Consider the following 26,625-nt stretch of genomic DNA (forward strand, 5'->3'; position numbering starts at 1 on the left):
GGTATTATTTCAATCAGATAAATTATGGCAAAGCTTTATCCTATCGGTATACAGAATTTTGAGAGTCTTCGTGAGGACGGATATATCTATGTTGACAAAACAGAGCTGGTTTATCAATTAGTGAAAACTGGACGCTATTATTTACTAAATCGCCCACGCCGTTTTGGTAAAAGTTTGCTTATTTCTACCCTGGAAGCTTATTTTCTGGGAAAAAAGGAGTTGTTTAAAGACTTGGCTATCGAAAAGCTGGAAAAGGATTGGTTGGAATATCCTGTACTTCATTTGGATTTGAACGCCGAAAAATTCGGCAGTCCTGAGCGTCTGGATGCTTTGTTAAGTAATCAGTTGACTCAGTGGGAAGAACTTTATGGTCATGGACCGGATGAAACAACACTTTCACTGCGCTTTAAAGGAGTAATTCGCAGAGCAGCCAAGCAGACCGGTCAACGCGTTGTAATCCTGATTGACGAATACGACAAGCCGATGTTGCAGGCATTGGAAAATGATGAACTGCAAGAAAAATTCCGTGATACTTTGATGGCTTTTTATGGTGTGATGAAGAGTATGGACGGGGATATCAAATTTGCTTTTTTGACCGGTGTAACCAAGTTCGGGAAAGTAAGTGTATTTAGTGATCTGAATAATCTGATGGATATATCAATGGACGATCGTAATGCGAACATTTGTGGTATAACGGAACCGGAGATACATGCTTATTTTAAAGATGATTTGCATGAATTAGCTCGCGTACAGAATATGGATTATGATCAGGTTTGTATAGCATTGAGAGAATTTTATGACGGATATCATTTTACGGAGAATTCGAAAGGAATTTATAATCCTTTCAGTTTGCTTAATACCTTTAAGTATTTACAATTCGGTAGCTATTGGTTTGAAACAGGTACACCAACCTATTTGGTGAAATTGTTAAAGCACTCTCATTATAACCTGTATAACATGGCGCATATGGAAACGGATGCCGATGTTTTGAATAGCATTGACTCCACATCAGTTAATCCAATCCCTGTGATTTATCAGAATGGATATCTTACAATCAAAGGATATGATCGTGAATTTGGTATTTATCGTCTGGGATTTCCTAATCGTGAAGTGGAGGAGGGCTTTATGAAATATCTGCTTCCTTTCTATGCTAATACGGATAAAGTCGATTCTTCTTTCCATATTCAGAAGTTTGTTCGTGAGATACGTTCCGGCGATTATAATTCCTTCTTTCGCCGTTTGCAAAGTCTTTTTGCTGATACTCCTTACGAGTTGGTTCGTGATTTGGAGTTACATTACCAAAATGTCCTGTTTATTGTGTTCAAGTTGATTGGCTTCTATGTAAAAGCAGAATATCATACTTCGGAAGGCCGTATTGACTTGGTTTTACAAACGGATCGTTTCATTTACCTGATGGAATTCAAACTGAATGGAACAGCTGACGACGCTCTGCGGCAAATCAATGAAAAAGGCTATGCGCTTCCTTTTGCAGCCGATCCCCGTCAATTATTTAAGATAGGAGTGAATTTTAGTGCAAAGACACGCAATATAGAGGAGTGGAAAATAGAATCTAAATAATGACTTATGAAAGTTGGAATTATCAGATGTATGCAGACAGAAGATTACTGTCCGGGTACAACAGACTTTAAGGTGATCAGAGAAAGAAAAGGGGCGTTTGAAGGTATAACAGAAGATATAGAAATTGTCGGTTTCTGCAATTGTGGAGGGTGTCCTGCAAAGAAATCTGTACTAAGGGCAAGAGAGCTTGTGAAAAGAGGTGCCGATACTATTGCATTTGCCTCGTGTATTCAGAAAGGTACTCCATTAGGTTACCCATGCCCTTTCGCCAAGAAAATGAAAATGTTAATTGAGAATGATTTACCTGAGGGTATTCGTTTTTTAGATTATACTCACTAGGCTTAAAGTTCATAATAAATACGAAACTGACGTTTTGACAAACTGTTAATTCATCTATCTTTTCTTTGCCATGTATAAGGGCTAAAGAGAGTTCAAAAACATTTATTCCCTTAATCCGGAGTTCAGTAATGACGGATTGAGGGAGTTTCTTTTGGGAGGAGATATTTGAGAGGAGAAAAATATAATCATTGCAATGTTTTTAGAGCTAGTGACAGGAAAAAGATAAAATCTGCTGCAATTTGTCAATTGAAAATGAACTGTTCAGAAAAAGTATCTAGCTTTCCGAAAAGCACGTAAACCTGTTTTTAGAGTATAATCTGAAGAAAATCCCCCCCATATTTTGTAGTGTTAAAATTTTCATCACAATGATTGTCCCACTTCATTGTGATGAGTGCGTGAAGTCATTGTGATGACTCTGTCGGGAGATTGTGATGATAGGGAAGAATCATTGCAATGATTTCCGAAAGGAGAGGTTATGAAGGGTGGAAAACAGGGTGATAAGGCGGGTTTTTCTTCCGGAACAGCTGTTTGAGTGAAAACGGCTGTTAGCCTGATCGGTAAAAATCGAACATTCTGAAAGTTATGAATGTTTATCTTTATCTTTTTGATTAATCCGAATAAAATGGAGGAAGAGTTATGAAGAAAAGAGATTTTTATGGACAGATGCTGTTGCAGGAAGAGGATAAACGTTCCTGTGGCGATGAAAGTACGGCTGATCTGTATCGGGCAGTGCGTAATCATTTTATATGTTTCTCGGGTGGTAAGGAATTGTGTCTGAAAGAAGTGACACCGGCTTTGGTTGAGGCGTTTTTGAAATGGTTGCGTGAAAAAGGGTTGCGTGTCAATACGGTGAACAGTTACATGAGTAACCTTCGGGCGATGTATAACCGAGCCCGTCGGGAGTCGAAGGAGAAAAGGGGAGAGTCGCCTTTTGCCGGGATTCACCTCAGACGGGAGGAGACGCACAAGCGTGCTGTGCCGGTGGAAGTGATAAAGGAAATAGCTGCTCTGGATTTGAAGAGTGAGCCGAAGAAACAGCTTGCTATCGATCTGGCACTATTTTCGTTTATGGCTTGCGGTATTCCTTTTGTGGATATCGTGCATCTGACGGGTGAGAATCTGGTGGAGAACGGTACGGTATTGCAATACCACCGGCAGAAGACGGGAGCCTTTATCCAGATGGAAGTGACTTCGGGGATGCAGATGCTGCTCGACCGGTATAAAGACGAAGAGAGGCGTTACCTTTTTCCGGTATTGCCGGAAGATGCGACCCACGAACAGTATAAAAGCTGTCTGGCGACGGAAAACCGTTACCTGAAAGAAATCAGTGTGATGCTGGATTTGCCGGAAACGTTGACGACCTATTCGTTCCGTCATGCCTGGGCTTCGGAGGCGTACCGCCTGCATGTCGCTATCGGCGTGATCAGCCAGGCACTGGGGCATACGTCGGAAAAAACGACCCGTATCTATTTGCAGAAGTTTGACGTATCGGAAATAGCCAAAGCAAACCGGCAGGTTTCCGAAGCGGTCGGCAGCTGTTTGCGGGTGGGGTAAACCTTATTTATATAATAAGGGTAAACATCCTCTTTCTATCTTACAATCAGTGTCTTATAAATAAGAAAAATCCTGAATTGTAATGAAGTACGTAGCAAACGTAAGAAGAAAAAAATGAAAAAACAAGGAGTGTAGGGTGTTTTCTTAAAAAACGCATATTTATTTTACTAAATTTCACAAGTTAACCTATTTTTTAGCCATATAATATGAATTTCATTACAAGATGGTATAAAACAGGCCCGGACTGCCATCGTTTTTAAATCTGTTAAGAGAAAACTGCTATTTCCGCAGTTCCGTTTCTTCCTCCAAAAAGACTCAAAAAGACATCAATCCTTCATTTTTTACCCTAAAAACTCCCAAAGGAGGTTCTTCGGGAAAGGGCTTTTTTTACCCTCTACCCTTATTATATAAATAAGGTGAACATTTACAGAGAGTTAGTGATAATCATAGTCACTGTTCAATATTGAACAAACTGGTATTATATGTTAATATGTATAGGATAAAAGGTCCACACCGGAAAATACAGGTAAGAACAATCTTCCTGTTGCTGCTTTGCTTCCTTTTGAGGATGGAAACGGATGCCCAGACTACGACCTATTATAAGGCTGAATCGTTCCTATTCTCTTTCCGTCAGGACAACGACCTGTTCCTTGCCGACTACGGAGACAACGCTTATCAACTGGAACGGATGGGCGGTTTACTCGATGTATCCCGCGATCAAATCCTGAAAGGTGATTGCCATTTGTTGATCGTCTCGCATGTGAATGCCTATGAATACGAAGATACAGAGGTGGTGAACGAAGCCTCACTGCGTGCAGGTCGTATCCGCGCCTACCTGAAAACCCGTTTCGATATTCCCCACGATTGTGTTGCCTTCTATATCGACCGTAGCGGAAACTATCGCGACCAGGTACATGTCTATAAAGTTTATAAACCACTTCCGTGGTTTGCGAACATTTCGATTCATTACAGTGAAAGCCGTTACCCTGTAGCGGTAGAGGCTGCCATGGGTGAATATGGGGCAGTCCCTTATGTAGACCTGTACCGTCGTGGTGAGACAGGAGGTTACGACCGTGAAGTGTACCGTATCGACGATCCTCTTTTCGACCGAACGGAACTGGAAGATTACCGTCTGGCTTCCGTAACGGATACGGTACGCCATAGTAAACGGATAGAAGAGCCGGACATTGCTTTAGCCACCACTGTAACAACGAGGGAAACTGTGCGGAAGGTGACAAAGTATAAAGAGACAACCGGGAAAACAATTGTTTCCGAGAAAACCGGATTGCAAGCAGATAATAAAGAACAGACGGAGAAAGACCGGAAAAGACAGTCAACTGAATCTGTAAGGACGGAAGAAACTCCGGTGAAACAAAGCCCTGTATATCTGGGGGTAAAAACGAACCTTCTTCCCTGGTGTGGCGTAGCCCCGTCGATTCGTTTAGGAACCGGTGAAACGAAAATAGAAACGGGTGCATTTATGCCGAACCTGGAAGTGGAGTGCAGTTTCGCCGGTCGTTGGTCGGTAGCCTTGTCGGGCATGTATTCCGACTTTGCCTATAAAGACAAGACGCGCGATCACTGGGCTGTATCCGAAATTTCCCTCGAACCCAGCGTCTGGCTATCTCCTTCGGGAAGGTTTACCGGATTGAATACCGGCTTGTTTGCCGAATACGGAGATTTCGATGTACGTGGAAGCGCGATCGACTTGTCGGAAGATATGCTTTACGGGCGGACGGGTTGTTTCTGGTCGGCAGGTCTGTCGATGGGTTATCGCTTCTCTCTGGTTGGTGGTTTTGGAGTAGATATGTGTGTCCGTGCCGGTTACCGCAGTGTTTTCAGTGGGAAGAAATACCGATATGATCCGCTTGATAACCGTAATTATCTGGAAACCCGTTTTGCATCCACCGGATTTATGGTCGGTTTAAAGATCAGTTTATCCTATCGTTTTCAAATCAGATAAAAGGAGGTGAGGATATGGAAAGATATAAAAATAAAAGAGGTATAAGATATAAAGGATATAGGATGATGCAGGTAGCCGTTTGGGTGATCGGTATCGTCTGGATTATGATGATTTCATCCTGTGCCTACCGTATGACGGATGAAGATTGGGAGAAGAACGGAAAGGTACGTTTGCTGCTTCGAAGGTCAAACAGTGGTTGCCCGGATAATATGACCTGGTATTTCTACCCGGAAGATTCGGAAAGTCCGCTCATGCGTACAGGGGACGTTTCGGGATATGAGGGTACGTTGCCTTTGGGGCGTTACCGGGTAGCCGTCTGTAATACGGGTTGTACGGGTGTCACGCTTGAAATGGAGAAGGGGTATGAGGAAGCCTGCGGAAGGGCGAAACAACTCTCTTCCTTAAAATCAAGCTCCGTACAGATCGCCTGTCCGGGTAGTCTGTATGGTACAGGTCTGGAACAGATTGAGGTAGTCGGAGGGGAAACGGTAGCAAAGGAGTTGACTCCGGCAAACCTTGTCCGTACTTTGGAAATGAATATAAAAGTCACAGGAGGGGATAAGGGGGATGTCGTTCCTACGGTATTGTCCGGAAGGTTGACCGGTGTATCGTCACGGGTTCATATACCTTCCGGCAAGCCGCTGTTCGATACGCCTGCTTTTATGACGTTCGAGCCGGAAGAGGTCAGTCCGGGTGTGTATGCCTCTTCCCTGAGCTTATTCGGTTTATCCCCGGGTGAGGAAGAGGAGGGAAGCGACGAACCCGTCGACCTTTCCCTTACGATGACATTGGCAGATGGAAAGGAAATCACTTCATCGACGGATATAACGGAAGAAGTAAAAGATGCGTTCACCGCAACTGTCACGACACATGTGATACTTGACCTGGTTGTCCGCTATGATGAAATAAGCGGTTTGACGATCACGCTGACGGACTGGAAACCGGGCAGTGACGGTTCGGGTGTGGTAACTCCCTGAAACGAAATGAAAATGAGAACAATAGTAACAATAAAAACACTGGTATAAAATGAAAACAGGAAAATTATTGATCATGAGTCTGTTAGTGGCTGCTTTCTTAGGTGGTTGCACGAACACGGAAGAGCCGGTGACGGATGGAACAGCGCAGGCAATAGAAGTGAATGCCGGAATAGCGGAGTCTACCCGTGCAGTGATCAGCGGCGGTTATACGAATGACCTTGAAGTCTCGTTCGCCCGTCTGGATAGCCCCGGAACAACGGGTGCTCAATGGAATACCCCGGTTATCGATGCGGTTCGTACAGGAGGTACAGGTAACACGGTTCTTACATTTGAACCGGAGCAAACCTATCTGACGGAAGAAGGCGAGTCCGTCCTGATCGGTTACTATCCACGCAGGGCATTGAACAGTGGAACCGCCAACCCGGTCAGTGTCACTTACACTATTACCGGTGAGGAGGATATAATGGCAACAGGAGTGCAGACCGGTTCGCTGGTGAATAAGTTCGAGACTTTCACCTTCAGCCATCTGCTTACCCAATTGCAGTTTAAATGTACGGGTTCTACCGGAGCGATCGCAAAATGGACGGCGATAACTTCCATTAAAGTAAAGAATGTAGCAACAGGATTGAAACTATCGCTCGATAAAACCAAGGGGGCTCAACTGACGGCAACAGGAACAGCCGACCAAACGCTAACGGTTAAAAACTGTCCGTCTACAGTTTCGGCTTTGGATGCCGAAAAACCATCGACCGGCTATCTGTTGCTTTACCCGGCAGCGAATATGGGAACAGAAGATTTACCTGTCAGTTTAGAGGTGAAAGGAACTTATGACGGAAATCCCAAAACATTGAACGTCGCCGTCTCCAATATCAGTGAAGGCGTGAAAGCCGGTTATTCGCACCTTATCACGCTCACCTTTACGGAGGACGGCAAAATAGCAGTAGAAACCGGTATCTCCCAGTGGCAACCGGGTAATAACGGCAGTACTATCATTACCCCCAAAGAGTAACCTTTCCCCTCTTCGAGAGGGGGCAGGGGGTATGTAATTTAAAAAACAAGACAACTATCAAAATCATGAATAACTTCATAGTCATAGCATTCATATCCATCGCCATCCTTCCGGGCCTCGCCGCCTGTTCAGACAGCAATCCTACTCCGGAGCCGGTTCCGGAAACAGCGGTCTGCCTGGAAGGGGCGATCGGACAATCAACGCGCGGAGTGATCGGTTCCGGCTATGAACAGGATTTAGAGGTTTGCTTTGCCCGTCAGGATGAAACGGTCGTCACGACAGAAAGTTATGGTATGTGGAACATGTATGAGGCAGTACGAACAGGCGGTAAGGGGAACCGTCCGATCGTGTTTGCCGAGTCCCAGTCATACCCGGAGGATGGTCGTCATATCCGCCTGCACGGCTATTATCCGGCAAAGGGTGAAGCGGAAGCTGTGGCAGGAACGGGCAAAGTAACCTTTAGCGTTGACAGAACAACTGATATTATGTCAACGGGAATACTGACGGGTAGCGGGTATGCACCGATACAAACCTGTACGTTCCGTCATTTACTGACACAGGTACGTTTGGTTTGTTACAGTGACCGATCCGATAGCTGGGGAACGATAAAAACGATCGAAGTGCTAGACGTACATACACGGCAGGAACTGGATTTGAAACAGGGAACTCCCCATTTGGATGATATATCGTCAGATGATGGAATAAAAAATATCCCGGTACAGGATATAGCAAACTTGCCGATCCCGGAGGTAACAGCCGACGAAGACCTTCCCGAACCGCAAGGATATCTCTTGCTCCCGGTTTCCCCGGTGGACGGAACTGCAGAACACCCGTTGCACCTTCGGATAACAACAACGAAAGACGGCAGGGGAACCGAACATGAAACGGTTTCGGAAGTCTCTTTCCATATAGAAGGGGGTTTCCAGACAGGTAAAAGCCATGTCGTAACACTCTTCTTTACGGATAAAAGCCAGATACAGACTACATCTGTCAGTGTGGAAGCCTGGACGGATCATGAACAGGAGGATATGCCGATATAAAATATTACATAGAAACACTTTAAAACGAAGGAAAATGAAAACAACTAAGACAATGTGGGTTATGTTGATAGCCCTTCTGACAGCGACAAGCTGCTCGGAAACAGAAACAGAAATCGACCCTGAACCGGGTAGTGGCGGTCAGGTAGCTTTGGGTATCACTCCCAACCTGAAAGTGGATGCGGGAACCAGGGCGGAAACGAAATCGGTGGTAAGCGGTGGAGCAATCACCTATCCGGTAGACCAATACGCCAGTTCCGATTATGCGCCGGGATTGGGCGTATGGGTTACCAATAGCGGAGCAACCGGTTGGTACACTCCCGACGGAACAGAGTATGAAGGCCACCATGTCTGGTATATGGGTGACGAAACAGGAAAGAACTGGATTTCGGTCAAGGATAAGAAAGATACTTATAAATTAACGAAAGAAGTCCCTTATTATCTGACCAAAACGGTCGGAAAGGTTTATGCTTATTATCCTTATGATGCAACTCTAACAACTACCCTTTCTTCCATAAGTAGTGAATCCGACCTTAAAATCCCAGTAAAGGTCCTTGCCAGCGGTGAGATAGATGCCTCTACAGACAATGCTAAAAGACGTTGGGTAGATGGTAAGTGGTCACCTGTAAGTAATAAAACTCCGGAAAACTTGTCGTTGTCGACCGAGAAGGATTACCTGTATTTTGCCGCAACAGAAGGCCGTTATGTCAACAATGGACGTGCGGACGGACAAACCCCTGTAACACCGGATGCCGATCCGGATAATAACAATGCAGACAACCCCGGTTATAAGATCAATCTGGATATGCATCATGGGATGGCGATGATCTCTTTCCGTGTGTACGATGGCGGGCACTTAAGCGATAACGATGTGAAGTTTACAAAGTTTGAGGTAAAGAACCATACCGGTGGTACGAACCTGTTTAAGACCGGCAACGGAAAGATGGCACTGAAAGACGGGGCAATCACGGAAACGTCTACCACTACCGGTATGGCACGTACGATAACTAATTATATATTGATGAGACAGATAGAAGAAGGAGGGACTGAAGGTGCACATGCTTTCATTGCTGCCGGAAGCGGTTCGTCTGCTATAAAAGGTACATTCGTTTCCAGGACAGTCAGCGCGGTTATTTATCCGATTGAAACTTTTGGAGACAATGAAATCGATGTGGAGATCACGTTGCAGGAAGGGTCGAAAACGGCAGTCGTTTATCCGATCACCTTGCCCGGAAACAGTTGGGATGCCGGAAGCAATTACATCTATACGTTTTCGGCCGGACGTAACAAGCTGACGATAATGGATGTAACGGTAGAAGCCTGGGCTGAAAGTGAGCAGGAAGAAATACCGTTGTAATTAACTTATATTAAAGACAAAGCCCATGAAACAGAACTTATACATATTACCGGTTATACTCCTGTTGCTGTGTATCGGTTGTACCGAGGCGGATATCGTTTCGCCCGGGCCCGGTGGTGGTGAAAGGGAAGAAGGTGTTCCTCTAGGTATCAGGGACCTGGGCTTGTCATTGGAAGTAGAATCCCGGAGTGTCGTTACAGGGGGTCCGGGGGAGGAAGACAAGAATCCGAACCCGCTCACCTCTGTTGCGGTATGCGTTACCAAACAAAATAGCAGCGGTGCTGTCAGTTTCTATGAAAGCAGTGTCCGGGGTCAGTTATTTACATACAATGCCGTGGCTACACCGCCTGTCTGGGAGTTGGCGGAAGGAGAAGAACCGCTTTACCTCTATACGGAAAAAGGGACTGTTTATGCTTATGCCCCGTCCGAGAAAAGCGTTTCGCTTTCGGGAACTCCGAAAGTGCCGTTGATGAGTGGTGTCAAGGTATTGGACAAGCAGAAGTTTTACTTCTATGACGGCGGTCAGCCGGTGGATGCCGCGACCGATGTGCAATGGGAAACCGACCAGGACGATTACCTCTACTGCATGGCGGCGGAGCTATTAATAAAGAACTGGAGGAGGAGATACAACAACTGCCTAATATAGTCTACTCGACTTATGGCATGACAGAAACACTTTCACACATTGCCTTACGAAGATTGAACGGAGCAGAAGCCTCACAGGTTTNTATGCGTGGTATCGGGAGCGTGACAGGAACGGGAGAGAACCCAAAAACACCTGTTCAGGCATTCGGGTTGGTTGTTCCGGTGACGGGTGCCGGTGTCACATTGGAACTGACGCTGGATGACGGGCGTATCTTTACGATGAAGCCGTCTGAGAGTAGCGGAACGGATCCCGGCACGTTTACTGCCAAATGGGAAAAGGGATATAATTATATCTATAATATCCGTATGCAGGCGCAGGGTATCGAACTGACGGATATACAGGTGGCAGGCTGGAATGATGGCGGTGAATATGATATACCGGTAGAATAATGGAACATACATAAAACATTATAACATGAAACGATATTTGATCTATCTGATAGGGTTACTGTTTTGTGGATTGCTGATCGGTTGCACAGCCGGTCCGGTGGAGGATATGCCGGAAACGGCGCAGCTGGTGGCAATCAGTTTCGGGAAGCCCGACCTGGGTATCCCGGTCGTCCTGACCCGTGCAGATGAAACGGTAACGCCAGCCCCGGAACCGGCCTTCTTACCCGCAGGTGCGACCGTGCGTATCAGCGGCTATCTGAGAGGAGAGGCGGGTACGTCTACCTCTCCTGTATCTTTTGCAACGGCTGCCCCTTCGTTTGAAGTGACCTATGTGGTGGAAGCGGACGGTTCTTTATCTCCCTGTGTGGTGGATGATACCGGAACGGAGCTTCCCGGAAATGCCGGAGAACTGATCGTAAGGGGAGGTGTCTATGATTTTTATGCCGTTTCCCCAGCCCGAAAGCCGGTGAAAGATGCCGATAATCGTTATACAATGACCGCTCTTCCTCATAAGGAAGACATAATGACCTCTTTTGCCCGTGAGGTTACGATCTCGCGTACTTCGCGTGTGGTGGAGCTGGAAACCTTCCGCAGGCAATGTGCGCTTCTGGTGTTCAATGTCGCCCCTTCGCCGGGTAACGCACTCGCGTTTGAACAACTATTCGGAACGAAGCTGGTATTGAGCAATATCTCTTCTTCCGGTGCCGGTCTGATCATCGGTGCCGATACGGGAATATCCCCGACCGGCGGTGAAGGCGGTGCGGAGACGGAGGTGTTATTCGGTAGCGACGAGTTTGTTCCTGTGGAAGAAGGTTCCGATCCGAAGAATATGAAACTGAACAAGGCGAAAGGAGTTATCCTTCCTAAAAACGACCTGCCTTTCGAGGTGGAGATCAGCGTACAGAGGGATAACGAGACAGCCACCCTGAAAGCGACCGTCGACAAACGGATCACTTTCGATGCGGGCAAACGGTATGTATTTACCCTGGAAGTAAGGAACGACGAAAGCCGTTTGAATCTGAGGGTATTGGCATGGAACGCCGTTCCTTTTTCCGACGGAAATGTGGGAGGTCCCGATAAACCTTATCCTGACCCCGATATCCATCAGGGGATTGGTGTCGTGATGACTGTGGCAAGTTGGAAGAATATCATCTGGAGCGGAAACGGAGAAGTCGGAAACGGAGAATAATGTAAGAAACAATACGACAATGAAACGGATGAGTGAAATAAAGAACGGACTTCGGTTTAGCCTGTTTGTCTGGGCTGTCTTTTATTTTTTATCAGGTTGCACGCAGACGGAAGTGGTGGATGAACCGCAGTTGCCTAAAGGAGGTAAAGAAGTTCAGGCGACGTTTCACCTGAATGTGCTGGCGAACCGGGACTCTCAGACACGTAGCATCGCGTTTACAGCCGATGGTACGATTGAAACGGACTCCATTCCGGTAAATCCGAAAGATACAGTTAAGACCAAGGCGGCCGACCAGTTGCCCGAAGGGGAGGATAGCCGGATCGCTCATCTATGGATCGGTCAGTATGATGCGGATGGCAATTGTATCTTCAACCAGTATTTTTCTGTAATAACCGGTAACGAGGTGGATGTCCGTTTGAAAGATAGCGGAGGCAAGGAACATCATATCTGGTTTGTAGCGAATACCTGTGACCTGAAAAAGATCGAAACCGAAGCGGCTTTGCAGAAACATGTGTTGACGTATTCATCAGAAGGAGACGGTCTGCCTTCAAACCGATTGTGCGAGATGGTGGGTTCATGGAGTGGTCCTATCGATGTGGGAGGTGTAGAAAATATCCATGTGGATTTGACGCGGTTGGCGGCAAAAATATCATTTGCCTATCTGATCGGAGGAACAGACTTCTCATTTACTCCAACGTCGGTGACATTGAACTCCGTACCGGACAGATATCAGATCAAAGCTCCGGTAAATCAGTTGACGGCCGATATGATTTATAAAACATATAACGGAACTGCCGGTAAGGACGGTGCTACGATGTATTGGTACTTGCCTGAGAATATGGCCGGTACGGTAAGCGGTGAGAATGCTGTCAAGTCAGATAAGAAGAAAACGGGTAAAGGGGTGACGAATGCCACTTATATAGAACTGACCGGTCAGGCGGTGCAGTCCGGAGTGACTTATGAGAATGTCCGTTTCCGTTTTTATCCGGGCAGCAATGAGAATAATTACGATATCGAACGTAACTCTCATTATACGATGAATGTCACATTGGCGGGTATAGATATAACCGACGAACGTATCACGGTGGGTACGATTCCTCCGGTCGAGATCACTCCGGGGAATATGCCTGCGGGGGTAGGCGGTGAAAAGGAGTTACAGATCACGGCTCGTCCGGGACAGCCATGGATGATTAAATTGCCGGACTGGCTGTCGGCACAGGTAAAAGATAAAAATCTTACAGTACCCGTAAGTGGTAGTATTTCCTATCAAGGCCCTGCTCAACTACTGTTTAAGGCGGAAACAGCCAATCCCAAAGCGGAAACCCGTACTTTTTCTTTTCCTCTTACTATAACGGGTGAAGAACAAACGATAGAGATTGTACAGGACGGTTCGACTTTGGAGGCTGGCGGTTCGATATCTCTTGGTGCCGTTTCCGGTTCGGAGGGCAGTTCTACTTTTACGGCAACGAAAGGTTTGCCGTGGCGTGCTGTCCTGTCGGATGGAAGTTGGTTGACCTGGGCATCAACCAATCCGGGAATCGGCGGTGATGCGGCCACAGGTGAAAGCCAGAATTTGATAGTAAAAGCTACGGCCAGTAATCCGTATGCAAAGGGACGCTCGGTAAATATAACGGTGGAAGGAGGGGAGTCGATCGGAAGTGTGGATTATCACAATCTTCAAAAGAATATATCGGTTAAACAGGCAGCTTCTACGATACAAGGGTCAGAAGTAGAGGTGGAGCCGGAAGCGGCCAATGCTCAATCATCATCCTTTATCGCTACCCCCGGCTTAGTTTGGGTAGCAAAGGTGACGAATGGTGATTGGATCTCTTTTTCGGGGGCAACATCAGGCAGTCCCACAACAGGAAGTGCCCAGAGTGTTTCATTTGATGTAATGGTGAATCCGACAGCCTCCCAACGGAGCGGTGCGATCACAGTTCGGGCAGGTGATGAAACCGAAGGTCCGACAGGTGTGATAACGATAAAGCAGAAAGCTTCATCGCTAACAGCTTCCGGTGACAAAACAACATTGGAAGCAACAGCCGATGACAGTGGTGCACTAACGTATCAGGCAACTAAAGGATTACCTTTGTCTATTACCCATCCTGAGTGGTTAACTCTGATAACACCCAAATCGGAAACTGCGACCGGTGGTGAACAGATACTTGAATATAGAACAAGCAATCTGAATTTAAACGGTACAAACAATAAAGGTAACATATCGGTAACAGCCGGAGAAATGACTGCAAATGTGGCGGTCGAACAAGAAGCATCCGTTTTTAGCACTACCAATGGAGCAGCGACAATATCCGCGACCGGAGGAAACACTAGTGGTTCTGTTACTGCTACTACCGGTTTGGCATGGACTATATCTCCAGAAGCACATAATGGCATAACCGTGAGTCCGACCAGTGGTACCGGTAATAAAGATTTAACTTTTACAGGAACTGCTAATACCGGTGCTATACGTACGGGAACATTTAATGTAACGGTTACGGGTGCAAGTCCTGCACGTACGATATCAGTCAGTGCTACACAGGCGGCAGGAGAAGTTTATATCGGAGCTTATATAGGTGATCTTCATGTTTGTAAGACAGATGATGGATATTGTAATTGGGGTACAGCGAATAGTAATTGTAACAATTCGACAAAGGAAGGGTTTGATGATTGGCGTTTGCCTACACTATCGGAGATGCAAACTATGTATACAAATATAGGTAAGTTACAGTCTGTAAAAGGGTTCAAAGCACTAGATACGATCAATTATTATTGGAGTGGCACGTCCGCCGCAAGTGGCAAACACTATATATTGTTTTTCAAAGGGGGAGGCACCTCTAGCTACAGCGACCACGGCAAATATAATGTTCGTTGCGTCAGGGACAAAAAATAGGTGTACCCAGCCAATTTGTCAATAAATGATGGTCTGTATACCGAGGTTTGGAGGGCGATAGAATACCCCTATGACAGAGAGTGCAGAAAATGGTTCATCGGTAAAGAGTGTTCAAGCACATTTACCAAACCGTGCTCCGGTGCTTCCCCGGAATGTGGGAGGTGTAAGAAAGAAGAAAAAAGAAACCCTGCCCGGGGAGCGGTCGGGCGGTTTTAATAAACTAAATAAACTACTATTATGGCAGACATAAAGACAAATTATGTATGGTCGTTCGATCTCATAGAGAACACAATGACCAAAGATGTCAAGGAAGATTTCGTAGCCTCTGTGCGTACGCAGAAGTCGATGACGATAGATGATATCGCCAGTCAGATTGCGTTGGAACGTACGGAGTATCGGATCGACACCATCAAAAATATCCATACGCTGATCGACGAGAAAATCCGTCAATTGGTGTGTTCGGGTTATACGGTGGTGACAAATTCGGCGCAATACGCTCCTTCGCTTCCCGGTGTTTTCACCGGCGATAAAGGGGTAATCGATCCGAATGTAAATAAATGTGCGGTCAACCTCACCCCATCGCAAGCCTTGCGTGCGGAGGTGGCGAAGGTTGAACCGAAGTTCTCCGGCACCGTCCGTCGTATGGGTGGTGCCCGTATCTCGCTGGTGCTCGACGTGGCAACCGGCAAGACCGACGGCACGATCACACCGGGTGGCATGCTGGACGTGACAGGCACCAAGATCCGCAGCATCAATGCCGATGGTACCGGCCTGGGTACGGTGAAACTGCTTAAAGCCTCCGGCCAGTCGGTGGCCGCCAGCTTCACCCAACTGGGTATCAACGACCCGAGCCGCCTGATGTTCACCCTTCCGGCAGACCTTGCCAATGGCGAATACCAGTTGGTCATTGAAACTTGGTTTAGTACCACCAGCACGTTGCTAAAGGAAATGCGCACCTTGGCTTATCCGCTGCCGCTTGTTGTCGGTAGTGGTGGCAGTGGCGGCGACGACCGTCCCGAAATCGAGTAATCCTCCTCATGGAGCATGAGCCGTTCCCCTCATGCTTTGTGAGCCGAGGCACTCATGTTACGTGAGGCGAAGCGCTCATAGGGCATGAGGCTATCGGTTCATATACTATGAGTAGGACGCACTTTTTTATGTCTTCATAAATTTAGTATAACAAACAGATCATTATGAACAAAGCAGATTTTATCAGCAAACTGGCTGTGGAGATGAATACTTCGCAGCAGCAATCACGTGAATTTATGAAAGCTTTTCAGGTAGTGTTAACAAAAGCAATGAAACAAGATACTCCTGTTATGCTTCAAGGTTTCGGTGCTTTTACTCCATGGTCGCAAAAAGAGCGTATCGGCCGTAATCCCCATACCGGTATCTCTTGTGCAATACCGGCACGTACGAGTGTCAAGTTTAAACCAGGAAAGTTTTTACTCAAAGAGTTAAACTCTTGAAAAGGCAAGTACACAGAGGGTAGTGGTACAGGATTTTAATTTGCAGGATTTTAATGTACGATCGAAACGGATTCCATTCCGGCAAGTCCGAAAGATACGGTTAAGACAAAAGCGACCGACTGAAAGGCAGCGGTGAGAGAACCGTGTCAGGTGAATATATAAGAACAGATAAAAGCGATCTTTGATATATTGAGGGTTTGAAGAAAAATAGTAAGGTAAGCTGTAAGTGATATCGATTGGAATTGATTACATTTGCATGTGAACGATTAATCGTATTGCCTTATGAAAGATAATTACATCCGTTTCGACTGGGCCATAAAGAGGCTTCTGCGGCAAAAAGCCAATTTCGGAGTGCTGGAAGGTTTACTGACCGTGCTGCTGGATGAAAAGGTGGAGATCATCGAACTGCTGGAAAGCGAAGGCAACCAGCAAACCCTTGACGACAAATTCAACCGGGTAGACATCAAGGCTAAAAACAGCAAAGGAGAGATCATCATTGTGGAGGTGCAGAACACTCGTGAACTGACTTTCCTGGAACGTATCCTCTATGGTGTGGCAAAAGCCATTACCGAGCATATCTCTTTGGGTGATAGTTATTACGAGGTGAAGAAAATCTACTCCGTAAATATTCTTTACTTCGATATCGGCAAGGGAAACGATTATCTGTATCATGGGCAGAATATCTTTACCGGCGTACATACCGGTGATCGTCTGGAAGTGAGTGTAAAGGAAAAAGATGTCCTGGTGCATAAGCTGCCGGCGGAAATTTTTCCGGAGTACTTTCTGATTCGTGTGAACGAGTTCAACCAGGTGGCTGTCACTCCGTTGGAGGAATGGATAGAATATTTGAAAGACGGAACCATCCGTGCCGATACCACCGCTCCCGGTTTGAAGGAGGCTCGTGAAAAGTTACTCTATCACAATATGAGCGACGAGGAACGCCGCGCCTACGACGAACACCTCAGCGATATCATGATACAAAATGATGCGTTGGACGGAGCCAAGTTGGAAGGCCGGATGGAAGGACGTATGGAAGGTGAACTTCTTAAACAAAGAGAGATCGCAACCAACATGAAGCAGTTAGGTGCGGATATTCAGTTTATTTCGCAGGTAACCGGTTTGACTGCCGAAGAAATAGGTAAACTGTAACATACTGTAGAAGACTATTTATCTTTAAACCCTCAATATCTCAAACAGAGAGATATTGAGGGCTTTTTTATGCCCTCACAAAGAAAGTAAAGTTAAAAACGATAATGATAACATTTTAAACAACTGATTATGAACAAAGTAAAATTAGTAAACGAATTAGCGGAAAAGATGAATATCATGCAAGAGCAGTCGCGCCAATTTGTCAATGTCTTTCAGAAAATATTAATGGAAGTGATCAAGCAGGAGACTCCTGTCATGCCCTAAGTCTGTATTTGATTTCCCTCAATAGATTATTCATTCAACGCCTATCAGAAATACCCATGAAGAAGCAAAACAAATTAGAAGCATTATTCCCCAATGGGAAAGTGCCGGACGCAAAAGCCTTTAACCGAAGCCTCGACAAAATGTCGAAAGAAGGTCGTAACCATTTCCATGAAAAGATCTACAAAATAGCCTTCACCGTCTGGTGCACCTTACCTAAGAAGCATCAGAAATTTATCCGGGAAGTAATCATCCACGACCGCCAGTCATACGTCGATTTTATAATACAAAGAACCGTCATGTCCTGCCTCCGTTGTCCCCTCCGTTACCCTGTTTTGTTTATCCGAATGCTCCACCTAACCGAAATTGTCGAACGTACCGCACAAACCTCTGTAAATCACATCGCAATGTCCGTCCTGATCTGCTTTCAAATTTGTGGCAAGATCGGTACGCTTGCCGGACATCTTGGCAAAGATGAGATTGCCTATGAAGAGGCATTAGTGTTGGTGGGGAAGATGACGATTGTAGAGTTTTGCAGGGGATAGGTAATTATTGAGATTTTCTTTGTCTGATTTTGTATTGATTGTGCTTTTTTCATATATTTACCGCAAAATATACGGAGATTATGAGCGCTATCTATATTTGGCAACAGACAGAATGGCCTAATTTTACTTGGGATGATACAAAGTTATCCTATAAATTAGGGAAGGTACGAGGACTACAAGGTAAGCTTGTTGGCAAAATGAGTGCGTTAGGCTTTGATCTGAAGAATAGTGCGATGCTTGATACATTGACTGCTGATATTACCAAATCTTCAGAAATAGAAGGGGAAATATTGAATAGTGATCAGGTACGTTCTTCTGTTGCTCGTCATTTGGGCATAGAAACTGAAGGGTTACCTGAGGCAGATCGTTATGTCGATGGAGTAGTACAACTAATGATGGATGCTACTCAAAATTATATGAATCCGTTGACTGATGAACGTCTTTTTAATTGGCACGCTGCGTTGTTTCCGACAGGTAGAAGTGGTATATATAAAATTACGGTTGCAGATTGGAGACAAGGGGTAGAACCTATGCAGGTTATATCAGGACCGATGGGTAAAGAGAAAGTTCATTATCAAGCTCCAGATTCGGATAATATACCTTTCCAAATGAAATTGTTTTTGGAGTGGGCGAATGATAATCAGAAGATTGATCCGGTTTTAAAAGCTGCTATTGCTCATTTATGGTTTGTAACTATCCATCCATTCGATGATAGAAACGGACGTATAGCTCGTACAATCATGGATTTATTTTTGGCTCGTGCCGATGAAATGCCACATCGTTTTTATAGTATGTCTACAGAGATACGTAAGCAGCGTAAAGGTTATTATGAGATATTGGAGAAAACACAAAAAGGCGGTTTAGATATAACCGGCTGGCTTGAGTGGTTTCTCGATTGTCTGGAAGCGGCATTGATCAATACAGAAAAATCAATCAGTACAGTTTTACAGAAAGCAGCTTTCTGGGATAAGTATCGATTAGTCCCCATGAATGAACGACAAATAAAAATGGTAAATTTGCTTTGGGATGGTTTTGATGGAAAATTGACATCCTCTAAATGGGGTAAAATCACAAAATGTTCAGCTGATACGGCTTTGCGTGATATACAGGATTTGATAACGAAAGGTGTGTTACGTAAAACGGATGAAGGCGGAAGAAGTACTAATTATGAACTTGTAATATGATAGTTTGCGGGGATTAATATTTGTATTTGCCGTATAGTATGCGGAGATTAGTTGCCGTATTCTCCGCATATGGAATATGACTACCCAAAAGTACATTAGTTAAACTTATTTCGTATCTAACCTGTTCCTATGAAAAACGTTTATCATGGAAAAGTTCAGTTTTGTATTTTTGATTCGTGAAGACACTTGCTGGAATCAGTTGTTTTCACATGTGGATAATTTGAAAAAGTCATCAGACGAAGTTGGGAACATCGCTGTTGTTGCTGTAGGAACTGCTTTACTTTCTTGTTTGCGATTCACGAATTTGGAAACTATCAAAGAAACTATATCACGCCTGTCGTATGAGGGTACACAATTTTATTTATGTATAAATACGATGTCTCGCTATGGTATCCGGGAAGACATGTTACTTCCTCAGATAGCCATTGCCCATGAAGGTGGCCTTTTGAAAGTCGCAAAACTGGAATCAATGGGCTATCATCAGATTGTTTTATAAAAACTCTTGCAATATATCGAAGAGTTTTGTTTTATCGATAGGCTTCATCAGATATTCATTGCAACCGGCGGTCAAAGCTGCTTGGCGGTCTGCATCGAATGCGTGAGCTGTGAGGGCTATAATCGGTAGTTTGGTGTTGAACTGCCGGATCTTCTCTGTTGCTATCAATCCATTCATAATAGGCATTTTCATGTCTATCAGCAGTAAATCGATAGGCTGACTTTTGATAATATCCATAGCTTCCTGCCCGTTTTTAGCCCGGATCAAGTCATAATCTTTCTTTAAGATAGTCGAAACCAATAAGTAATTGCTTTCGATATCCTCTGCTATCAGAATCGTTTTCCGTTCGTTTGAAATGGATGATTTGTTTGAAACCGGGACGGCTTTTTTCTCCGTTTGAAGCTGTTTTTCCTGGTGTATCTCCGTTTCACAAGGCAGAAAGGCCCAAAACAAAGAACCCTGACCAAACGTTGATTCAAAGCCGACGTTACCACCCATCGCTTCGGCAATGGCTTTGCAGATGGATAGTCCTAATCCTGTGCCTTGAGCAAATTCGTCCAACTTTTCGAAACGCTGGAACAGTTTATTCTTCTTTTCATCGGGAATACCGATGCCACTGTCTCTCACATAGAGGCGAATGCCATTCTCTACCACCTCGTATCCCATTTCGATAAATCCTTTTGGGGTATATTTGATCGCATTGGTGACGTAGTTGGTTATGATTTGGGTGACACGGTTCCGGTCCAGATTAACTTTGCAATCCGGGTAGGGATTATGAGAAAGCAATCGTACATATGAATTTGTTATCCGCTGCTTCATCGAGATGACCAGGTCCTCGAAGTAGGTTGAGATATCGAATTTGTCATACTTTAATTCAACAGTTCCGGATTCGATTTTCGATAAGTCCAGGATGTCGCTGATTAGTTTCAGCAACAGTTCGTTGTTGATATTGATGATTTTGATGTATTCGGCTTTCTCTTCCGGCTCGGTTGTCTCCATCAACAGATCGGAAAATCCGACGATAGCGTTCAATGGAGTCCGTATTTCGTGACTCATATTGGCAAGGAATGCAGACTTGAGTTTGTCGGACTGTTCTGCAAGGGTCTTGGCATGTTTCAGTTCCTGTATCATATTTTCCCGTTCGGTTACATCGTCCATGCGGATGACAATACCATCTGCTGTCCCGTCTTCTTTGAAAACGGGGGTACAGAAAATTTCAAGGGTATGTCCGTTTTCAAACGTGTTCTGCATCTGTTCCGTTTGTCGGGAAAGGATTGCTTGTTGCATAACGCAATCCTCGCAAGGGGAAGTAAGCCCGTAAGACTCATAACAGTGGCTTCCTTTTTTGTAAGCTTCGTAGGTGAGGCTGGCCGAACAGTTGGCGACGTTTTCCCATTGTACGATATAGTCCGTGGTGATATAGACCAGGCCGGAGTAGGTATTGTTGAGTATAAGCTCGTTTTGTTGGATGAGGCCGTTCAGTTTCTTTTCGTTTTCCCGCATCATCGTCAATTCATTCTGCTTGTGCTTGTCGATGCTGATGGTCATACCGAACATAAATGTATAAGGACCTTCGTCGCGTTGGGTTGTTTCGACTAATCCTTGTGTCTGCCACCAGTTATAGGTGCCGTTATTATTCAGGTCGGCACGGTACTCTACGTTCCACTTTTCGTTTTCATGGGTTATTGCATGTCGGAAAGAGTCCAGGAAGAGTTTTCGGTCGTCGGGATGGACGAAGCTGATGAATTTTTTTAGAGAATCGTGCAATACGGGGTTAATTATGAGATTATTGGAACCTTCGCCAAAACTGAACTGATCTTTATCCGGCTCGTAGAACCAGGTATGGGCGTTCATTATTTCCATGGACAGGTCGAGCATCTTAGTCCGTCGTTTAAGGTCGTTTTGCAGACTCTGGTCCCAACGGACAGTAAGCAACATACGTTTGCCACTGTCGAATATAACACTTTTACGGACGAGTGTGTCGAAACTCCGGCCGTCCTTCAATTCGATATGTTCCAATCCGTTGTAGGGGTTGCCGGTGGCGAATACTTCCTTGTCGGTCTTTTCGATGCGGCTGACACGTTTAGCCTCCATCACATCGTGAATCGTTTTATCGACACTGATTCCGAACAACCGCTGACTCTCATCATTACAGAATACATAACGCGAATTATCTTCTATATCTTTGATTTGTATGCAAGCCGGAATACTGTTGAGGATGTTGTCCTGTAATTGTTTTTTCTCTTCGAGTTGCCTGGTAGCACGTACTGTCTCGGTTACGTTCTGTACGATAAACAGATAATTTTCGAGTTGTCCGCGAGCATCTGTAATGGGGCGGCCGATACATTCTATGTGAATGTTGCCATCCTGAGCTGTCGTATAGTAACTGGAATCTTTTACTGTTTCAAAACTGTATGGAAAGGAACAGCGGATATCACCACCTTCCATCACTACTTTTTTTACTTTGTCAGGGAGGTTTGGATTGCCATTAATATTTACGCCGCTGATGTCAAAAGTCTCTTTGGGGATACCGAATATCTTGAAATCTGTGTCGTTAAGGAATTGCATCTTACCGTCCGGTGAGTATATCTCAACGCCTACTGGCAACGTATTCACGATGGTGGTCATCTGATTGTATAAGGATTCGTATTTTTGCTGGAGCAACCAGCTTTCGGCTGTATTTTCGAGTTTTCCGTATTCCTTTGTCTCTATCTGGTTTCGTTTGATTACGATATCGGTGATGTCGCGTATTTCGTTGAGTATCTGCCCGTCGGATAATTTGCTGATCGTCGATTCTAGGTAGTTGTCGAGGATTTTGAAATGGTATTTTACCGGAACTCCTGTCGTGGAAACGGATTCGAATGCGTCGTTCAGCATTGAACAAGCCTGATGGAATGGTGAAGTGGGGTCATTGGCATACATGAGAATATTCGTACCGAGGATATCGTCAACCGATTTGCCTGCCAGTATTTTTAGTGAGAGGTTGAAGATACCGATTATATTTTTGTCCTTATCCAGAAGTATCATCGATTGTGGCAAAGCCTTTATTATGGTTTTGTAAAATTTCAACTCTTCTTCTTGGGTGTAATCCTGAATGAATTTCATGGCTTATGTGTATTGTACATGGCAAAGGTAATATAATTCATCATCTTTCAACTAAAAAGTAACCGAAAAGTCATGATATACATTCGACATAGAGAAAACCAACTGAATACGGCTCTTACATTCTCCGGAAATGCTAAAGAAACGATAGTGGGGGATACCAAAAACTGGTTTTGTTTGATGGCATTCGTTAGATACTCCTTGTAATTGACTAAAATGAGCAATAAATCGTTATCTTTGCCCCGAAATTATAAATATTCACGTTTTGGGAGCAATTCTTAAATTTATACTGGCTTAATATTAGCCTCATAAACCGCAGGCTGATAATTCTTTCGTTTGAGTAGTCCTACTCGAACAGGTTTCTTATTTAATTTTTTTCATTCACAGCATTGAACTTTAAGGGCATAGGCCTTTGATGTGGTTGTTTATGGTGACTTCTGAGTTTGCTATAACTGTAATGCTGTGGATCATAATCAAATATTTCAAAGAATATCAAGCACAGTATAAAGAATGGAAACTGAATATATATGGGAGATAAAGCCTAAAAATACTCCTGCCTTAAAAAGAAAATGTAATCACTGTAATTGCGACCGGTTTTATTGTAGTAACAAATTCAGAATGAATGCGCAAAAAAGGAATATCGATGTCTGGTTGATTTATAGATGCATAGAATGTGATAGTACATATAACCTAACGATTTTGTCACGCACAAAACCTGAACAGATAAAGAAAGAGCTATTTCGTAAGTTTTCGGAAAACGATGAAGAACTTGCGTGGGAGTATGCTTTTTCTTCCGAAACAGGGCGAAAAAATAGTGTCGAGTTAGATTATAGCAGTGTCGAATATGAGATATTGCATGACGATATTTCGATAAATGATATCTTGAACGCGGATGATGAGTTTGTAACATTCAAGATTCAAACCCGTTTTGAGTTTGGGTTAAAGTTATCTTCTGTCATTCGAATTTGTTTAGGGTTGTCTGCAAATCAGTTAAATCGGCTGATAGAGGCAAAAGCGATATTCAGTCCTGAGGGTTATCCGCTAAAGAAACATAAAGTAAAGGATGGAGATGTTGTGCTGGTAAACAAACATATTGCGGGAATGTTTTAATTTTGTAGTGATATAGAAAAGTATTTTAATCAAATAAGTCAGCATTATGAATTTAGAAGAAGTCCTCAATTACCGCCGTTCGGTACGGGCATATGATAAAGAAAAACCGATGGATCCGGAAAGGGTGAAGCATTGTCTGGAACTGGCGACATTGGCTCCCAACAGTTCGAATATGCAGTTGTGGGAGTTTTACCATATTACGGAGCCCGAATTGTTGGCGGAAGTTTCAAGAGCTTGTCTCGACCAGAAAGCGGCTTCGACTGCTTCGCAAATCGTTGTTTTCGTTGTACGGCGGGATTTGTACAAGAAACATGCTCGGTTCGTTCTCGATTTCGAACGGGAGAATATTCGCCGGAACAGTCCGAAAGAACGTCAGGATAAACGTATCAAAGACCGGGAATTGTACTACGGGAAATTGATGCCGTTTGTTTATGCCCGGTTTTTCGGGGTTTTGGGGTTGTTCAGGAAGCTGCTGGCTAATACTATCAGTATCTTTCGTCCGATGATGCTCGAAGTATCCGAGAATGATGTGCGTGTGGTTGCCCATAAATCGTGTGCACTTGCTGCCCAGACATTTATGATTGCGATGGCAAACGAAGGGTATGATACTTGTCCTTTAGAAGGACTGGATAACCGGCGGCTGAAAAAGGCACTGAAGTTACCTCACGGGGCTGAAATAAATATGGCTATTCCCTGCGGAATACGAGACGGAAATAAAGGAATCTGGGGAGAACGGTGCAGGCTGCCGTTTGAGGATGTTTATCGGAGGGTTTGAGGTTACTCGTTTACTGATAAACCTCTTTATTTCTAAATAAATACTTGATGGAGACTGTCTTATTCGTTGAATGGATAGTCTTCGTCTTGTCATAACAAAAAACGCTTCATAAGATCTATTAATTCTTTATCTGATATAGTATCCTGATCGGCTTTATCGTAAATATAGAGTAAAGTGATTACTCCGTCTTCTACACTGACAATTGCTGTGTGGGTAATCACTCTGGCTCCATGACTTTTACCTTTTCCTTTGGAGGCAATAGACATACGGACTTTGTGAAGTCCGTTTCCTAAGTCGGCACCGAGGGTGGGATTTTGCTCAAGCTCTTTTACTAGTGCTGCCAGATCGCTTTTTAGTGAATGGTATTTTTTACTCAAGCGTTTGAACTCTTTGTCAAACTCTATATATGTGTCTATCCTATATTTCATTGAGTAACTCATTTACATCTTTGAACATACCCTTAGTCTCTTTTCCATCCTTGCGAGCTTTAATGGCTAATAATCCATTTTTTATACTATCCAGCATCTCTTCCTTGGTTGGCTCCCGGTCTTCCTGGTCAACATTGGAGGCCGCTTGTTTCATACGGCGGATAGAAGTTAAAGCTTTTTTGACGAGTGCTTCATCATCGAGGATAGTGGCAATTTCCTGTAAGAGGGTAAGTCTTAATTCTACTGCTGTCATATATAACTCCTTTCTATTAAATAAATCTTCTCGCAAAGATATACTTTTTTAAGGATGATATATAGGTAAATACAATTAAATTACTTGAACTGCTCCTGATTTAGAGAGTAATATTTTCCTTTTAAGCGGAGAAGTTCTTCATGATTTCCCCGTTCTACGATCTGTCCGTGTTCGAGTACCAGGATCACGTCTGCGTTTCTGATGGTAGAGAGGCGGTGGGCGATGATCAGGCTGGTGCGTCCTTGCATCAGTTGGTCGAGGCCTTTCTGGATGAGTATCTCGCTACGGGTGTCGATATTGCTGGTTGCTTCGTCCAATAATAGGATAGGAGGGTCGGCAATAGCGGCACGGGCGATATTGAGCAACTGACGTTGTCCCTGGCTGAGGTTGGCACCGTCGTTTTCCAGCAGGGTATCATATCCCTGGGGCAGACGTTTGATGAAAGAATGGGCAGCAGTCAGTTTGGCTGCTTGTATAACTTCTTCATCGGTCGCGTCCAGACGTCCGAAGCGGATATTTTCGCGGACAGTTCCTGTGAACAGGTGAGTGTCTTGTAAAACGATCGCCATGGATTGGCGCAGGCTGTTTCGTTTGATCAGTTGTATCGGGTGACCGTCTACGGCAATTTCGCCCGACTGGATATCGAAGAAACGGGGGAGCATGTTCAGTATGGTTGTCTTCCCGGCTCCGGTGGCACCGACTAATGCTATTTTACAACCGGCAGAGGCATGGAGCGAGATACCTTTCAGGATTGTTTTCTCCGGTTTGTAAATAGAAAGTACGAAAAAGGATTAAGTTATTGAAAACCAGCCGTTGAGTTAGGCTGCTTATCGTAATAGGTTACGAATAAGTTATATACAGAATGTTTAGGATTTCTGTGCTTTGCATAACTTCAAATAACTCTATGCAAATATACATCAAAAAT

24 protein-coding genes and 2 pseudogenes are annotated in these 26,625 nt (G+C 44.5%); 22 read left to right on the forward strand and 4 right to left on the reverse strand.

Annotated elements, in window-relative coordinates; genetic code table 11:
• The first annotated feature begins 21 nt into the window (after nt 1-21).
• From BQ7394_RS08325 to BQ7394_RS08415, 20 genes and pseudogenes are all read left to right on the forward strand, one after another.
• Nucleotides 22-1,578: an ATP-binding protein gene (locus BQ7394_RS08325; RefSeq protein ID WP_210436544.1), complete on the forward strand. Its 1,557-nt coding sequence runs from the start codon at nt 22-24 to the stop codon at nt 1,576-1,578.
• Between the two features lie 6 nt (nt 1,579-1,584).
• Nucleotides 1,585-1,917, forward strand: coding sequence for a CGGC domain-containing protein (locus BQ7394_RS08330; protein WP_075557030.1), 333 nt, complete (start codon nt 1,585-1,587; stop codon nt 1,915-1,917).
• A 636-nt stretch (nt 1,918-2,553) separates the two neighbouring features.
• Nucleotides 2,554-3,471 carry a tyrosine-type recombinase/integrase gene (locus tag BQ7394_RS08335; RefSeq protein ID WP_075557031.1) on the forward strand — a complete coding sequence of 306 codons (918 nt, stop codon included), beginning with the start codon at nt 2,554-2,556 and terminating at the stop codon, nt 3,469-3,471.
• Between the two features lie 490 nt (nt 3,472-3,961).
• On the forward strand, nt 3,962-5,434 hold the full coding sequence (locus BQ7394_RS08340; RefSeq protein WP_075557032.1) for a DUF3575 domain-containing protein: 1,473 nt from the start codon (nt 3,962-3,964) through the stop codon (nt 5,432-5,434).
• A gap of 14 nt (nt 5,435-5,448) precedes the next feature.
• Nucleotides 5,449-6,411 carry a DUF5119 domain-containing protein gene (locus BQ7394_RS08345; RefSeq protein WP_235848710.1) on the forward strand — a complete coding sequence of 321 codons (963 nt, stop codon included), beginning with the start codon at nt 5,449-5,451 and terminating at the stop codon, nt 6,409-6,411.
• A 49-nt stretch (nt 6,412-6,460) separates the two neighbouring features.
• Nucleotides 6,461-7,420: a fimbrillin family protein gene (locus tag BQ7394_RS08350; protein ID WP_075557034.1), complete on the forward strand. Its 960-nt coding sequence runs from the start codon at nt 6,461-6,463 to the stop codon at nt 7,418-7,420.
• A 65-nt stretch (nt 7,421-7,485) separates the two neighbouring features.
• The gene (locus tag BQ7394_RS08355) at nt 7,486-8,460 is read left to right on the forward strand and encodes a fimbrillin family protein (protein WP_075557035.1); all 975 of its coding nucleotides are present in this window, start codon (nt 7,486-7,488) and stop codon (nt 8,458-8,460) included.
• A gap of 34 nt (nt 8,461-8,494) precedes the next feature.
• A complete protein-coding gene (locus BQ7394_RS08360; RefSeq protein ID WP_075557036.1) occupies nt 8,495-9,814 on the forward strand; it encodes a fimbrillin family protein in 1,320 nt (439 codons plus the stop codon).
• 25 nt (nt 9,815-9,839) lie between these two features.
• Complete coding sequence (locus BQ7394_RS08365) at nt 9,840-10,460, forward strand: hypothetical protein (protein ID WP_210436528.1); 621 nt, start codon at nt 9,840-9,842, stop codon at nt 10,458-10,460.
• Nucleotides 10,394-10,534: pseudogene (locus BQ7394_RS26245) on the forward strand (AMP-binding protein); the annotation flags it as partial. The gene BQ7394_RS08365 and the pseudogene BQ7394_RS26245, both read left to right, overlap by 67 nt.
• Before the next feature lie 340 nt (nt 10,535-10,874).
• Nucleotides 10,875-12,038, forward strand: coding sequence for a BF2992 family fimbrillin-A clan protein (locus tag BQ7394_RS08375; protein WP_075557038.1), 1,164 nt, complete (start codon nt 10,875-10,877; stop codon nt 12,036-12,038).
• Nucleotides 12,039-12,057: 19 nt separating this feature from the next.
• Nucleotides 12,058-14,928 (forward strand): BACON domain-containing protein, encoded by a 2,871-nt coding sequence (locus tag BQ7394_RS08380; RefSeq protein ID WP_075557039.1) that lies wholly within the window; start codon nt 12,058-12,060, stop codon nt 14,926-14,928.
• A 70-nt stretch (nt 14,929-14,998) separates the two neighbouring features.
• Nucleotides 14,999-15,178, forward strand: coding sequence for a hypothetical protein (locus tag BQ7394_RS08385; protein WP_075557040.1), 180 nt, complete (start codon nt 14,999-15,001; stop codon nt 15,176-15,178).
• Complete coding sequence (locus BQ7394_RS08390; RefSeq protein WP_075557041.1) at nt 15,166-15,957, forward strand: DNA-binding domain-containing protein; 792 nt, start codon at nt 15,166-15,168, stop codon at nt 15,955-15,957. Before BQ7394_RS08385 ends, BQ7394_RS08390 begins: the two co-directional genes overlap by 13 nt.
• 164 nt (nt 15,958-16,121) lie before the next feature.
• Entirely contained in the window at nt 16,122-16,397 is a 276-nt protein-coding gene (locus BQ7394_RS08395) for an HU family DNA-binding protein (protein WP_075557042.1), read from the forward strand.
• Between the two features lie 282 nt (nt 16,398-16,679).
• Complete coding sequence (locus BQ7394_RS08400; protein ID WP_075557043.1) at nt 16,680-17,546, forward strand: Rpn family recombination-promoting nuclease/putative transposase; 867 nt, start codon at nt 16,680-16,682, stop codon at nt 17,544-17,546.
• A 129-nt stretch (nt 17,547-17,675) separates the two neighbouring features.
• Nucleotides 17,676-17,810, forward strand: a complete 135-nt coding sequence (locus tag BQ7394_RS26445) for an HU family DNA-binding protein (RefSeq protein ID WP_262497536.1) — start codon at nt 17,676-17,678, stop codon at nt 17,808-17,810.
• A gap of 56 nt (nt 17,811-17,866) precedes the next feature.
• On the forward strand, nt 17,867-18,352 hold the full coding sequence (locus BQ7394_RS08405; protein WP_075557044.1) for a hypothetical protein: 486 nt from the start codon (nt 17,867-17,869) through the stop codon (nt 18,350-18,352).
• A gap of 80 nt (nt 18,353-18,432) precedes the next feature.
• Complete coding sequence (locus tag BQ7394_RS08410; RefSeq protein WP_075557045.1) at nt 18,433-19,536, forward strand: Fic family protein; 1,104 nt, start codon at nt 18,433-18,435, stop codon at nt 19,534-19,536.
• 145 nt (nt 19,537-19,681) lie between these two features.
• On the forward strand, nt 19,682-20,032 hold the full coding sequence (locus BQ7394_RS08415; RefSeq protein WP_075557046.1) for a DsrE family protein: 351 nt from the start codon (nt 19,682-19,684) through the stop codon (nt 20,030-20,032).
• Here the strand turns inward: BQ7394_RS08415 and BQ7394_RS08420 are convergent.
• Entirely contained in the window at nt 20,027-22,660 is a 2,634-nt protein-coding gene (locus BQ7394_RS08420) for a response regulator (protein ID WP_075559931.1), read from the reverse strand. The two genes, BQ7394_RS08415 and BQ7394_RS08420, sit on opposite strands and share 6 nt — an antisense overlap.
• Nucleotides 22,661-23,644: 984 nt before the next feature.
• Between BQ7394_RS08420 and BQ7394_RS08425 the strand changes: the two genes are divergently transcribed.
• Together BQ7394_RS08425 and BQ7394_RS08430 are read left to right on the forward strand one after the other, a co-directional pair.
• Nucleotides 23,645-24,244 carry a DUF1062 domain-containing protein gene (locus tag BQ7394_RS08425; RefSeq protein ID WP_075557047.1) on the forward strand — a complete coding sequence of 200 codons (600 nt, stop codon included), beginning with the start codon at nt 23,645-23,647 and terminating at the stop codon, nt 24,242-24,244.
• Between the two features lie 46 nt (nt 24,245-24,290).
• Entirely contained in the window at nt 24,291-25,019 is a 729-nt protein-coding gene (locus BQ7394_RS08430; RefSeq protein WP_075557048.1) for a nitroreductase family protein, read from the forward strand.
• A gap of 89 nt (nt 25,020-25,108) precedes the next feature.
• Here BQ7394_RS08430 and BQ7394_RS08435 read toward each other — a convergent pair whose 3' ends face one another.
• The 3 genes and pseudogenes from BQ7394_RS08435 to BQ7394_RS08445 all read right to left on the reverse strand — a co-directional run.
• Nucleotides 25,109-25,447 (reverse strand): type II toxin-antitoxin system RelE/ParE family toxin, encoded by a 339-nt coding sequence (locus tag BQ7394_RS08435; protein WP_075557049.1) that lies wholly within the window; start codon nt 25,445-25,447, stop codon nt 25,109-25,111.
• On the reverse strand, nt 25,437-25,700 hold the full coding sequence (locus BQ7394_RS08440) for a hypothetical protein (protein ID WP_075559932.1): 264 nt from the start codon (nt 25,698-25,700) through the stop codon (nt 25,437-25,439). Before BQ7394_RS08440 ends, BQ7394_RS08435 begins: the two co-directional genes overlap by 11 nt.
• An 80-nt stretch (nt 25,701-25,780) precedes the next feature.
• Nucleotides 25,781-26,470: pseudogene (locus BQ7394_RS08445) on the reverse strand (ABC transporter ATP-binding protein); the annotation flags it as partial.
• Between the last annotated feature and the right edge of the window lie 155 nt (nt 26,471-26,625).

The sequence above is a fragment of the Parabacteroides timonensis genome, assembly GCF_900128505.1.
GTDB lineage: Bacteria > Bacteroidota > Bacteroidia > Bacteroidales > Tannerellaceae > Parabacteroides > Parabacteroides timonensis.